The following is a 13,103-nucleotide window of genomic DNA, read 5'->3' as shown; positions in this document are numbered from 1 at the left end:
CGGAAAAGTAACCATAACGGACAAACTATACGGAATATAAGAAGGTTTTGCGCCTGAATAAGGCTACCTTAGCATATGAAAATCAAGATATTAGGAAAAAAGGATCTCCCGCCGTCAAATTCGACACTAAAATTCAGGATCAAAAATACAACCAACTGGCGCGTTGGCTTTACAGATGGTGAAACCGGTGACTTTGTACAGGAAGTATCCGGAATTACTTACAGCTATTCCTGGAACCAGATTGATGAATACTATCTGATTACGACTTAAAATTATTCGGAGCGGCACATCGCTTCCAGTATTCGACGATGGATTTCAAAGTTTGTTTGATTTCATTGAAGTCTGACGGTTTTACAAAGAAACCCTGCGCTGATGTGCTGTAAGCTTCAATGACCACATCCTGATTCAGCGCAGTCGTAAAGAACAAATAGGGGATGCACTTTAAGTTTAGCGATGCATTCTCTCGCAACCTTCTTCTTAGTTGGATCCCATCCAACCTGGGGAGGTTGATATCAGATAAGATGATAAATGGCAACGGTGTTTCACTATTTAAATATGCCAACGCCTCGAGCCCGTCGGGAAAATAAATTCTTTTGTTTGCATAACCCAGCTCTTGAAAAGCTTGTTCAATTAACAGTTGGTCATCTGGATCATCTTCAATAATGATGATATCGCCACCTTTATTCATTTTGGCAAAACATTAAATTTTATAGCAAGCAAAAGAATGCAACCTTTTCTTTGACATGATCTTTTCGTTTTATGTAAGATACCCTTTAATAATGGACATTCAACACCATTAGTCGCGGGACTCCTGCGAGGGGCCTCAGGGATGGACTTTGGACAAAGGCATTGACATTCCGGATTAAAGGCTCACCTTGCTGCAAAACTTCAAATGTCAATCAACATAACCAGGAAGGACATTGTCTTTCAACCAGATTCAAGCCGCGTAATTGCCCGTTTTATGTTTAGCAGTGAAGAAAGGGCCAGGCAATTGATCACAATGATCCTGAACCTTTCCCAGGAGCAGCAAAAACAGGAGTTAAGCAATGTCCTGCGCAAATATGCCAAGCGGCACCGCAATATTCTGAGAATTTTTGAACGGCATTTTCACCGGCTCCACCACGTGCTCAGCTCGATGGACATTGATTTGAAACAATTAGGAACCACAGCGGAAATGTTGATAGGTTCTTTTTTTACAATGGAATATTCTATTGAAGCTGCTGCCTTCTTTAATCCATCGATTGTTGAAGATCCGGACCAGTCACGGATAGGTTTTGGGGAGCGCAGGGTTATCCTGAGTTTCCGGGCAACGGGCGAGGGCCATATTTCTTCGATTGTTTTCAGATCGGCCATCATTGACCGGGATAACCTGATCACTGTCGAGCCTCCTGGCCGAATGCTTGATTCGCCTGCACATGTGCGTAACCATGTGTACAAAAAGAAGACTTTCCTGGCAAAACTGGGCGAAATGCAGAACCTGGAAAACGCTGCTTACCCGGTTATTGAACAAAAACTGACCGAAACCTTTACATATGAGGAGTTGAAACGCTACGTCGATGAAACAAACAGGGTCATTGAAATGGACGAGCCTAGCCGCATTTTTCTGAGGGAAATGATGTGGCTGGCATCATCGCATTACGAAATGGATTTTTCCCTGGACACTGATATTTCCGAACGCGTGATCTTTCCCATTGCTGACACAGAAAAACGGGGCATTGAAGATGCCCGGTTTGTTAAATTCATGCAGGGAGACAACGAGCCGGTGTACTATGCAACTTACACCGCATATGACGGAATTTCGATCCTGCCCAAAATCCTGATGACAAAGGATTTTTATCACTTCAAAGTGTTGCCCATTCATGGCGAAATCGCTCAAAATAAAGGCATGGCGCTTTTTCCCAGGAAAATCAATGGCAAATACGCCATGCTTTGCCGGATCGACGGGGTTAATAATTACATTGCTTTTTCTGACAACATCAGTGTTTGGAGACAGGCGACCATGATCCAGTCGCCCAAATTCCCCTGGGAATTCGTGCAGATTGGAAACTGCGGATCGCCGTTGGAGACAGAGGCTGGCTGGCTGGTCCTGACCCATGGCGTTGGTCCTATGCGTGAATACGTTCTGGGAGCGTCCCTTTTTGAGCTGGATAATCCTGAAAAAGAAATTGGAAGACTGAGCCAGCCATTGTTGATCCCAAATCGCAAGGAACGGGAAGGCTATGTTCCTAATGTCGTGTATTCCTGCGGCGCGCTTATTCACAACGAGAGCCTGATTATTCCATACGCGATGTCAGATTACGCATCGACTTATGTAGTTGTGGATCTTAAAGATTTATTAAAAGAGCTGACACAAAATGCGGGATTATCTGTTTAAAATTGATTCATAAACCGCTAGATAGCCATCCACCATCTTATCCTTGGTAAACATGGACTGTGCCCATTCGGCGCAGTCCTTTCTGTTAATCGTTTTTACAAGCCCCACGGCCTCTACTGCCTCGGACACCGTACTTACTAAAAATCCTGTTTGACCGTGCTTGATCAATTCGGACATTGATCCGCGATTAAAAGCGATTACGGGCGTTCCGCAAAGCATCGACTCAGCCACACTGAGTCCAAAAGGTTCTTCAAAACTGATTGGATGCAGCATTGCATAAGCCATGCCGAGCAGCGTGCTCCTCCTTTCTGGCCCGACATTCCCGCAATAAAAGACATTTTCAGAGTCGATATGCGGCTCCACTTCTCGCTTGAAATACCCCTCATCCTGGACCAATCCTGCTATAAGAAGCTTCCTTCCACTTTTCCGAGCGATCTGAATAGCTTCACTTGCACCTTTGTCGGGGTGGATCCTTCCAAAAAAAAGCAGATAATCGTTCGGAAAAGTAATGTAGGGAAATGCTTCTTCGTCGATACCATTATAGACCGTGGCCGTATAACTCAGAGTCTCATCCCGATCCGCATTACTGATTGAAACGTAATGTGTGTCATCATTATATTTCCGGTAAACCTCCCTGATCTTGTCCGACGAAAAACCGTGTATAGTAGTCAACATTGGCGTTTTGATCAGCCTGGAATACGTCAGTGGCAGGAAATCAAAATGATTGTGAATTAAATCAAATTGATCTGCTTTTTCCATTACATTACTGATATGCAAGCATTCAACCACCTTAGGGTCAACGTTCTGATCTTCCGCATAAGGGACAGGACAAGTAGCATCCAATTTCCCTTTGGTAACTGAATCGGCAGTAGCAAATAATGTTACATTGATTCCTTTTGCTACCAAACCTTCTGCCAGATGGGACGCAACTTGCTCCCAGGGCCCGTAATTGCGTGGCGGCGTGCGCCAGGCAATGGATGATAAGATCGCGACTCTCATGGGTGAGCCGCTTTTAACTTGGTCAGCTCTTCAAATGCTTCCAAAACGCTTAGATGAGAAATCAAATAAGCCAATGTGCTCTCTGCTCCCTGGTTCCTGTTTACGCCATATCTTTCCAGACCATCACAGCAGCCCTTGGTTTCAAAGTCATAAAGACTGATACGGAGATCGTTTTCACCTAAAAACCACATAAAACATGTATTAAGCTGTTGGACATAAGCGGGATCGCTCGTCAGCCGGAACGCCTGGTGGAACATGAGCACCATAGCCAATGCATCCAGTGGCTGCTGGGCAAACATTGAACTTTCGCCATCTTTAAGATACCACTTTTCATTACCTACAATAGAAAGATAGCCGTTGTTTAAAGTGATTTTCGAAAGAAATTCCATGCTCTCCAAAGCAATTTGATTGACTCTTTCATCATTCAAAAACTCGGCAGCGTGCAGCATTGCGAGAGGCAAAAAAGCATTATCATAAGCCAGAAGCGATTCATACCAATGCCAGTCATCCGTCCGGTTCAGTTCATAATCCACCATGAGCCGGTTTGTCAACTGCCGCAAAACCTCAATCATTCCTTCGTCCCCTGAGTTGCTTTTCAGATAATGACATATGCCTACGATGGTGTTGGCAATGCTCCGGATGGATTGCAGCTTCACGAAATTGGGTGAAGCGTCAAAGAAAATATCCCGCCCGGTTTGATAATAAGCGTCATTAGGTGCATTTCCTAACAGATAGCCCAATGCCCATATTGTCCTGCCAAACGAATCTTCTGAACCCACTTCATCCAGGAAATTACGGTTGAAACTCAGGAAATTCCGGAACGCGCCGTCCGGGTTTTGCATGTAATTGATATAGCTCAGGTAAGTAGGGGATAATTTGAGTGCCAGCGGGTTTTTATTCCTTTTATAGGTCATCAGCACCATCAAAAGCGCCCTCGCATTATCATCCAGGCAATAACCTTCTTTCAAATTCGGAATGCCGTATTTGGCGTGTTGAATGATTCCCGTATCGTCGGTGAGCCGTTGTACATGGTCCAGCAAAAATGGAGGCAAGGCCAGCAAATCCAGGATTGTTTCCGTTTCTGCCTGCACATCCGGCTGTTCCGACACAATTTTTTCAGCAAGCTTCGCATATTTTGCACCGATCTTGGGCCAGGTAATCTCTCGTCCGTAATTAAATGCGTTACTACGCAATTGCATCATTGTATCCGGGTGATCAAGCAAATCAAGAAATACTTCACTTAGAGCCTGGACATCGTTGAACGGAAACAATCTGCCGCGGCCTTCGGAAAGCAATTCGGCAGCATGCCAGTAGGGCGTAGAAATCACGGCAGATCCTGCACCAATGGCATAGGACAATGTTCCGCTTGTGATCTGTGCCTCATTGGTGTAAGGTGTAATGTAAATGTCAGAGGCGGAGAGATATTTAAAAAGCTCAGTCTGGTCAACAAACTCGTTCATGAAAATGACATGCTTTTCAATGCCTAGCTTTTTAACCAATCCTAGCAGGAAAATCCGGTATTCTTCACCTGAATGCCGGATCACGTTCGGGTGCGTTTTGCCTAGAACGATATAAACCAGCTGCGGATACTTTGCAACCACCGCAGGCAGGGCTTTCAGCGCAATTTCAATGCCTTTGTTTCTCCCGATAAATCCAAATGTGAGAAGGACTTTTCTGGATAGAAGCTTGAATTCTTTTTTGACAGACTGTTGGTCAAATTGTATATCCGGAACGCCGTGCGCAATTTGCTCGATTTTACTTTCGGCAACACCATATTCTTCCATCAGCATATCAACCGCCTTCCTGGTCATTACGACGACCCTTTGGGCGATTTTGCAGATCTCAATCATCACAGCCCGCTCATTATAGGAAGGGTTTTTCAGCACTGTGTGCAAAGTGACGATCAACGGAATTTTCAGACGGTAAAGGAACGGGAGTATATAAATGCCGTTTTGCCCCCCGAAAATCCCGAACTCATGCTGCAAAACGCAGATGTCGGCCCCGCTGATATTGATAAAACTTGCGGCTTCCAGGTAATCAGCTTGTTCTTCTTGCCGGATGGTCAGTTTCACCTCTTTTGGATAGTCATAATGCTGCCCGTTGTCATCCATCGCTACCACTAGCGCAGTATTTGGGCCATCTGCCCCTGGTGCGGAGTTGACAGCATCATACAGATTTTTGGTAAAGGTGCCAATTCCGCATTCCCGTGGCGGGAATGTGCCTACAAACGAAATCTTCATAAAGTGCGGAGTTGATTTCTTCTAAGTTAACCCTATTATCCCGCATTGTTAGGGTTGAAAGCGGATCACCTGTCACACTCGGTGCCGTTTACTGTCCGGTTCGCCTTCGTCGATGTCTGGTTTACGGTCAAGTTTGCCTGGTACGAGGGCCTGTTGCTCGGAAACAGGGATGAACAGAGCTATATTTGAGCTATGAGAATCAGATATTATACAGAATGAAAAAGCCAGGGTTAACATTTTACAAAAGTGCGGCGATCGTGCTCATCATCATTTTTGTAGCATTGCAAATCGGCTCTCCAGCCATTAAAAATCCGCCGGTGACCAGCGAAATTGTGGTTCCAAAGGAGGTAAAGCAGATCTTGGAGCGGGCTTGTTATGACTGCCATTCCAATGAAGCCAAAGTAGAATGGTTTGATAGGATCGCCCCAGCATCCTTCCTGGTGGCGCATGATGTGAATGAGGCGCGGTCGCGGTTTAATTTTTCGGAATGGGACAGAAACCCGCCTGCTGTGCAGGAGTTGTTGCTTTGGGAAATGGTGAACGCAATCGATCAGCAGAAAATGCCTCTACAACGTTATCAGCTGGCACATCCCGGCAGCAAAGTGTCTGCATCCGAACTGACGGTTTTGAAACAATATGTCAATACACTTCCGGGAAGGCATAAAGTGGACACCGCCAGGATCGTTGCCCGATCTTTAACAAATGATAAATTTTTGACTCAAAAAACGCCGGTCTCCTTGAATGGCATTCCCTATTCTGCGGAGTACAAAAACTGGAAGATCATCAGCGTGACCGATAAGTTTGACGGGGGCAGCATGCGGATCGTTTACGGAAATGATGTTTTGGTGAAGGCTCTTAAAAACCATCAACTTCCTTTCCCCGACGGATCCAGGGTGGTAAAGGTCGTTTGGGGTAAACAGGCGGAGGATAAAGACGGCAATGTGCTGCCAGGCAATTTTCAAAATGCACAGTTTATGATCAAAGACAGCAAAAAATACAGCTCAACCGAAGGCTGGGGATTTGCGAAATTTGACGGACTCGATCTGAAACCAGCAGGCAAAACGGTCCTTTTTGAACAGACTTGCGCGAATTGCCACCGGCTGCTTGCACCTGAAAACGATTTTGTATTCAACATTCCGACCAAATAAATAGCACCAAAATGAAGTCAACTATTTCACTATATATCACAGCGCTGGCACTTTTTGTAATGTCCTGCAACGATCGCAACACTGCCGATCTTGCACCTGAATACCTGTACGATGCGGGAAATGAAAAGGTGATCAAATCCATCATTAATAACAAGAAAGGCACGATTGCAATGCTTTACGGCAATGACATTGCGCTGCAAACGGCTCAGGATTCTTTGCTCAAACTAAGCCCAGGAGCACAGTATACCCTGGTAACCTGGAAACAAAAACCAATGCCGCAATGGTATGGGACCAATATAAATGCCGAGATTTATTCCGTAGAGCACGTGAATGTTGCTCATAGAAATGTGTCAGGATTGGCATTTGACTATGATTTCAAAACCGGGGAAGGCTTTAAGCCCGGTGACGCCAGGCCCGGAAAGGATCAGCAGATCGAATTCATAACTTCCCAGCGAGCTGCCGTTTTTCCATGATAAAATGCGGAATCGCACCTGGACAGAATGAATATGGTAACAGAAGTGCCGTTTGATGCATCGTTTCACCATCATAATACTGGCCATTAATGAATAATGTTCGTCGATCAAATCAGGATGCCAGCTTATTCTGTTTTCATACAATTATAAGGTTAGCAAAAGGCGCATTCGTGTGTGGATCGCTAGCAAAAAAAATCTCTGCACAATGAAAAGTGTGCAGAGATTTTTGTCATTTGCTATGTAGACATTAAGGTTGATCTTCTGAATTGACGGCTGAAATATCGGTTACATTGGCCCAGCCGCCTGAAATTGGTTTTGTAATCCCTGCTTCATCTACGCTGTATAATGTGCCCTGGCTAACAACCAGCAGATTTTTACCCGTGCATGTCAATTGGGCATTGGACGAAAAAGTTGTGGTTCCGTGTTGGACAATGTCGCCGTTGGTCGGGTTTACTTTATAGAGCTTGCCGCTCGGTTTGATGACATAAAGCCAGGCTTTCCAGCCCACCATTTCGGTAACCCCGCTGTATCCGTATGCCATGACACTATTGTTTTTACCATCAATTGAAATAATGTGGAGCCTGTCGCCAACCACCGCGTAGGGAAGCCCGAATGCGTAGGCCAATGCGGTTCCGCCGGTGAAAAATGGCCCTGTGTATTGCTGTCTAACACAATTTGTAGCTTCGGTTTTCCATACGCTCCCATCTTGCAATGTGAATATATTTCCTTTGTAGTAAGTCATGCCATTTACGGGTCCTGTGCCTGATGTTACATTATAAGCCCAGCCAGATTTCGATCTGATCTGCGTCACCTTATTGCCTTGTGACAGAAAGAATTGATCTTTCAACGCATAAATCTCACCTGCTCCGGTGTAAAGCGTTGCCAATGGTGCATTTTTGCCCGTTGCCGCGTCTCCCGCCAGAATGCCGGTAGGCGTAACAGCAAACACATTGGAATACATAGCAGTAATGCACTGGGCATCGCCTACTGACAGTTGGCTTCGCTGCACGGTAAATGCCTTGTTATCCAGCGTTGTCATGACAGGCTGGCCGTTTTGTGAGTATGCGTACGAGTCGAGCATCATAATAGAGCCGAAATCGAAGGAGCCGTATTTTCTGTTGTCATATCCCTCATTATCGAGGATTGTAAAGTTCGGTTTTGCGGCTTCGGCAACATTGTTGAGATTAACCTTAACATTAGCGTTCCGGTCGTAGCGTGTATGCTCGTGCAGCAGGCCCGCTGTGTGTCCGATCTCATGCAGAATACCACCTTTGGTCGGGAAAAACGGAATCCCTATAAACTGCTGGCCGCCTATGCGGCCAATAGAAGATGAGTAGCCCCGGCTGCGTGTAAATGTCACATAACTTGTCTGTGCAAATTGATAACCCGGAATCTCAGCAAGAGAACGACGACGTATAAAACGCAATGGCGTAGCAGCTTCCACATCAGCAATCGCTGCGAGAATGGCACTGTCATCCGAAATGCTTGGGTCCACGATATACTGGATGAAGTTGTTGGGCCAGAGTGAATGTATCTTGGTGAAAGCCTGGGTCCTTGCACCAGTGTTTTGGCCCAGTTGTTCCGGTGTCAGGATGATATCGCCTTCGAAAACCGCCTTTCCATCGATTTCTGAATAGGTTATTTCTTTGCCAAAAAGCTTTCCTCGTTTTGTGATGCCATCTTCTCCGGGATAAGCCGTTTCCGGCGCCACGACATTCACTTTCGCTTCTGCCGACGCGCCTACCGCTTTTTCAGGCTCCATTTCCTGGCACGAAGTAAGATAAAGTGTCGCACACAATGCAATTGTTGTCTTGGCTAATAAATGGTTTGTTTTCATGATTGCCCGATTTTAAAATGATTTGGTTTCAATGAATGTTTCCCACATTCGAATGATCAAAACTAAATCTGGTTCGGGCAGCAAGCCTGAGATAATCGGTGAAGGGAGGGTTAAAATCGCTAAACGTAAGGCATTACTTTTCCTGCGAAGCAATTTGCTAATAGTCGCTATCGGATATATGCCTGATTACGCCAGTTTGAGCGATAGAAGATCTTTTGCTACGACATGAAGGTCATTATTCAACTGGTGCCCTCCGGATGGAATTTCTCGGAATGTCGCCCATGGAAGTTCCCGCTGATAATTAGCAAGTTGAATAAACGGAACTTCCTCATCGTCCTGGCAATGATACAAGAAGAGCGGAATATTCTTATCGATTGTTTCTGCAAAGTCCTGACGCAATTTAAAAGGCACCACCCAGTCTTCGCTTCCTGCCCAGAAAGGTGTCGCAATCAGAAAAATGCCTGCAATCCTTCGCTCAATGTTGAATTCGGAAAGGCATGCCAGTAACATGGACGCACCTAGGGAGTGGGCAACTAAGATGACCCCATCTTCACTTTCTGAAATTGCTTCCTTAATTTGGTTTCGCCTCCCCAGATCCGGTGATCCGTCATTGGGTAAGAAAGGATAATGGATGGAGTAGGGAGCCCCCAGGCTGTCTTCCAGTGATTCGACCAGTTTTTTGTCGGCGTCATAATCTTCTTTCGACCCGCCACCGTGAAAGAATATAATGCGATTTGCCATAAGCTTTTATAGTTTGAAATCAGACTTTAATTATCAACCCATCAAAGTTATTCAAATGATATCTCTGCCAGGCAGGCAAAACCGGACATATGCAGGGGGAATGTCGGTCAGCATTGACTGGGATAACTACTACTCAGTACGATCTGTTCAGCGCCGTATAATGGTGCTGGAAAGGGATGTTTAAAGCTAAAAGCATAAAAAGAAGGGCCATTTGTCGTCAGATAATCAAGCCGCTCAATGGCTTGTTCCATCGTAGTCAATGCTCCTGCGGGAACCCACCACATTGCCATGGATACCTTTCCGTAGTTCAAAAACCACTCGCGCCGTCTTTTTAAAAATTCAGCATGAAAAGAGCGGTAGGTAAATGCCTGTAAAGTCGGTATATCCCGCCAAACAGAAACATTGGTGATAATGGTCAGGTCTTGAAAGGGATCAAGCCCGGTTGCGTTGTTATTCTCTGCTTTCAAACGCCACACAAAACCTTCACTTACTTCTGCAAGTGCATTAACTGCATCGAGATTGTCTACAAACTCTTTCATCACAGGATCATTGATATCAATTCCCTTCATCTTGGCCACATTAATTTGGGCCAGTTGGTATTGCTGCATTGCTATGGATTTTATCAGTTTTATTTCAAAGCACTTATAGGTATTGATCAGAAATGATCTAACTTGCGCAAAAGTAATCAGAATTAGGCGTCGAGTTATCGGATAGGGAAAAGATAATAGGGAAGTTCGTGAACGGCTATTGATCTGGTTAGCCGGGCCTGGTCAGCGGCCGAACTGGATTTTCTGCTCACATTTTCATGAGAAACACATATTAATTAACATAATAACAGAGGTATGAATCAAATGATGATCTTAGTAGCCGGCCCTTATCGTTCGGGAACAGGTGATAATCCGGAGCTGATTGAGGCAAATGTAGATGCTATGACAAAGGCGGCTTTGGAGGTTTATAATAAAGGCCACCTACCGGTAATGGGGGAATGGTTTGCATTGCCATTGATCGAAGCCGCAGGTTCGCAAACCATGGGGGACGAAATATTCAATAGGATCTTTCATCCTGTGGCTGTTGATCTAATTGCTAAATGTGATGCAGTTCTCAGGATTGGAGGCCCTTCTGCCGGGGCAGATGAAATGGTGACTACGGGAGCGAATCAAGGAAAAGCCATTTTTAGAGGCATCAATGAAATCCCTGGATTGGTAAATAAGAGAGCCCTTTCCAATTTAGCCGACCGTCGAGCATAGCAAAGGGGAAAACTATTACTTTTTGGCCCGGATATCCAGGTTGTGAAACACAAAAATCCTTAGCACATTGTTGCTGTTAAAATGGTTGCCGGAAGGAAGTTGCTGAAACTGGTTCATATAACCGACTTGTAAATTGAGCCCTTTGGTAAACTGGTAACCCAGGCCCACGAAAAGGCGGTTCTGGTCAAAAAGATTATAAGTAATCTGCTTGCCGGCATTGATATGAATTTCATCATTGAATGCAAAGAACACTGTCCCCGGCTCGATGAAATCACTGTTTAGGGGAACCATCAGATTGAGCAGATACCTGAACCGGAAGTTGAAATTGTAACCTTCCTGCAAAGCGTCATTGGCAATCTTGCGGTTAAATCGCTCTTCCACCCGGATCCACTGCTGGGTTTGCAGCCGCTTCTGACGGCTCGTCCAAAGCACCTGCTGCCAAAGCCTGTTCTCGGGCCGAACAGTGTGCAGGCCAGCCGCGGGATAGCTGCGCGCATAGGCATAACCGGCCGTGAACCTGAGGTGGTCGTTGGCATAATAAGTAATTCCTGGCCGAATGATCTGTGTGGACCAGCGGTCTAAAAAATCAGTTCTTCTTGCATGCAAATCCAGCCAGATACCCCATTTATCTGTTATTCTGGTCTGGTTGAAATAACCTAACCACACGCCATTGAGCTTATTGACTTGTTTTTGTGCTTGGGACGGAACTGAAAACAGGACAAGCAGTAGTAAAGCTAATCTTTTCATAAAAGCAATTAATCAGAATTTATAGGTACGTTTTCAGGCAAAAACCAATGAGCGCCGCAGCCACGATAATGTAAGGTTCTTGCAGTTTCTTAAAATAAATAAGTGCAAGTATGGTCACAACTGCGAGGATGGCCGATGCAATATCAACAATTGAGCGGGTCGCAATTACAATGACCGACCCGACCAGCGCGCCGACCACAGCCGCTGTAATCCCATCGACAAATGCTTTGATACTGGCATTCTTGGAGATTTTTTTGAAGTAAGGTGCGGGCAAAACTGTGAAAACAAAGCAGGGAAGAAAGACGCCCAAGGCAGCGACAGCCGCCCCGGCAAACCCGGAAACCAGGAAGCCGATAAAGCCAACGGTTATCACAACCGGTCCGGGCGTGATCATGGCAACCGCTACGGAATCCAGGAACTGCTGCTCATTGAGCCATCCCATTTCGCCAACGACACCTGCCTGCAAAAATGGAATAATTGCCAGGCCGCTTCCAAAAACAAAGGCGCCTGCCTGAGTGAAAAATAATCCGAGTTTGACGAGCTCGCCAGGCTCATATTGCCAGAAGCCCGTGCCAGCCAGGAGGATGACAGACAAAGATGTATCCCTTCGCTGCAGCCATTCGGGCGGCGCTTTCACGACCATATAAATGAAGCCCAGAAGAATGAAAAGCCACACTTCTTCCCGCTGCGTGATCGCAGTAACGAGGGCCATTGTAAAAAAGAAAATCCAGAGGATCCATCTGCTTTTGATCGCTTGTAGCTCTATTTTACTGATTGATTTGATAGTGAGTTTGTAACAACTTAGCGTAATGATACCGATCACCGCTGCGCCAACGCCATAAAACACAGATTGCATCCAGGGAAGCCCGCCGTAAAGTTTGTAAGCCATCCCCAACAAAACTACCATGACAAAGGACGGTAGCACAAAGGCAAGTCCGGTAAGGGTAGCGCCCCAAATCCCGTGATGCACATAGCCCAGGTAAATGCCGAGCTGGGCAGCAAGCGGGCCAGGAGCCAGTTGGGCAAGGGCCAGGCCCTCGCGGTATTCATCTTCACTAATCCACCTTTTGTCTTCCACCAAATCGCGGTGCATGTAGCCGATCAGGGCAACGGGACCGCCAAAGCCCAGCGTACCGAGTTTCAGAAAATAGCTGGTCAGCTCCGCCAGGCTGTATTTAGTTGTTTGTGGCTGCGTCAGGGTTTCCATACATGTTTTTTCTTCGAAGACATGAATGTCTCTAAGTTTACACTCGTATTTGCTTTACAATGCAATACTAGCGCAGCCAGTGACCAAATG

General features: G+C 45.8%; 13 protein-coding genes. 5 read left to right on the top strand and 8 right to left on the bottom strand.

Features of this window, described 5'->3' with window-relative positions:
• Positions 1–75 precede the first annotated feature (75 nt).
• Positions 76–270 carry a hypothetical protein gene (locus NFI80_RS08710; protein ID WP_235163400.1) on the top strand — a complete coding sequence of 65 codons (195 nt, stop codon included), beginning with the start codon at positions 76–78 and terminating at the stop codon, positions 268–270.
• On the opposite strand, the gene NFI80_RS08705 is transcribed toward NFI80_RS08710, so the two are convergent.
• On the bottom strand, positions 260–688 hold the full coding sequence (locus tag NFI80_RS08705) for a response regulator (protein WP_235159135.1): 429 nt from the start codon (positions 686–688) through the stop codon (positions 260–262). The two genes, NFI80_RS08710 and NFI80_RS08705, sit on opposite strands and share 11 nt — an antisense overlap.
• A 204-nt stretch (positions 689–892) precedes the next feature.
• On the opposite strand from NFI80_RS08705, the gene NFI80_RS08700 reads away from it, so the two are divergent.
• Positions 893–2,374 carry a glycoside hydrolase family 130 protein gene (locus tag NFI80_RS08700; RefSeq protein ID WP_235159134.1) on the top strand — a complete coding sequence of 494 codons (1,482 nt, stop codon included), beginning with the start codon at positions 893–895 and terminating at the stop codon, positions 2,372–2,374.
• Here the strand turns inward: NFI80_RS08700 and NFI80_RS08695 are convergent.
• Both NFI80_RS08695 and NFI80_RS08690 read right to left on the bottom strand, forming a co-directional pair.
• Entirely contained in the window at positions 2,363–3,373 is a 1,011-nt protein-coding gene (locus NFI80_RS08695; RefSeq protein ID WP_235163401.1) for a glycosyltransferase family 4 protein, read from the bottom strand. The two genes, NFI80_RS08700 and NFI80_RS08695, sit on opposite strands and share 12 nt — an antisense overlap.
• On the bottom strand, positions 3,370–5,613 hold the full coding sequence (locus NFI80_RS08690) for a glycosyltransferase family 4 protein (protein ID WP_235163402.1): 2,244 nt from the start codon (positions 5,611–5,613) through the stop codon (positions 3,370–3,372). Before NFI80_RS08690 ends, NFI80_RS08695 begins: the two co-directional genes overlap by 4 nt.
• Positions 5,614–5,828: 215 nt before the next feature.
• On the opposite strand from NFI80_RS08690, the gene NFI80_RS08685 reads away from it, so the two are divergent.
• On the top strand, positions 5,829–6,761 hold the full coding sequence (locus tag NFI80_RS08685; protein ID WP_235163403.1) for a heme-binding domain-containing protein: 933 nt from the start codon (positions 5,829–5,831) through the stop codon (positions 6,759–6,761).
• An 11-nt stretch (positions 6,762–6,772) separates the two neighbouring features.
• Positions 6,773–7,234: a hypothetical protein gene (locus NFI80_RS08680; RefSeq protein WP_235163404.1), complete on the top strand. Its 462-nt coding sequence runs from the start codon at positions 6,773–6,775 to the stop codon at positions 7,232–7,234.
• Between the two features lie 247 nt (positions 7,235–7,481).
• On the opposite strand, the gene NFI80_RS08675 is transcribed toward NFI80_RS08680, so the two are convergent.
• The 3 genes from NFI80_RS08675 to NFI80_RS08665 form a co-directional block, all read right to left on the bottom strand.
• Positions 7,482–9,071, bottom strand: coding sequence for a M12 family metallopeptidase (locus tag NFI80_RS08675; protein WP_235163405.1), 1,590 nt, complete (start codon positions 9,069–9,071; stop codon positions 7,482–7,484).
• Positions 9,072–9,257: 186 nt separating this feature from the next.
• Positions 9,258–9,812, bottom strand: a complete 555-nt coding sequence (locus NFI80_RS08670) for an alpha/beta hydrolase (protein WP_235163406.1) — start codon at positions 9,810–9,812, stop codon at positions 9,258–9,260.
• 107 nt (positions 9,813–9,919) lie between these two features.
• A complete protein-coding gene (locus NFI80_RS08665) occupies positions 9,920–10,420 on the bottom strand; it encodes a DUF3291 domain-containing protein (RefSeq protein WP_235163407.1) in 501 nt (166 codons plus the stop codon).
• Between the two features lie 243 nt (positions 10,421–10,663).
• On the opposite strand from NFI80_RS08665, the gene NFI80_RS08660 reads away from it, so the two are divergent.
• Positions 10,664–11,059, top strand: coding sequence for a DUF4406 domain-containing protein (locus NFI80_RS08660; protein WP_235163408.1), 396 nt, complete (start codon positions 10,664–10,666; stop codon positions 11,057–11,059).
• Positions 11,060–11,074: 15 nt separating this feature from the next.
• Here the strand turns inward: NFI80_RS08660 and NFI80_RS08655 are convergent, their stop codons facing one another.
• Both NFI80_RS08655 and NFI80_RS08650 read right to left on the bottom strand, forming a co-directional pair.
• Positions 11,075–11,806, bottom strand: coding sequence for a DUF2490 domain-containing protein (locus NFI80_RS08655; RefSeq protein ID WP_235163409.1), 732 nt, complete (start codon positions 11,804–11,806; stop codon positions 11,075–11,077).
• Positions 11,807–11,825: 19 nt separating this feature from the next.
• Positions 11,826–13,013, bottom strand: a complete 1,188-nt coding sequence (locus NFI80_RS08650) for a chromate transporter (RefSeq protein ID WP_235163410.1) — start codon at positions 13,011–13,013, stop codon at positions 11,826–11,828.
• Positions 13,014–13,103: the final 90 nt, after the last annotated feature.

The sequence above is a fragment of the Dyadobacter chenhuakuii genome (assembly GCF_023821985.2).
Classification (GTDB): Bacteria; Bacteroidota; Bacteroidia; order Cytophagales; family Spirosomataceae; genus Dyadobacter; species Dyadobacter chenhuakuii.
This window is presented reverse-complemented; position numbering and strand designations above follow the sequence as displayed.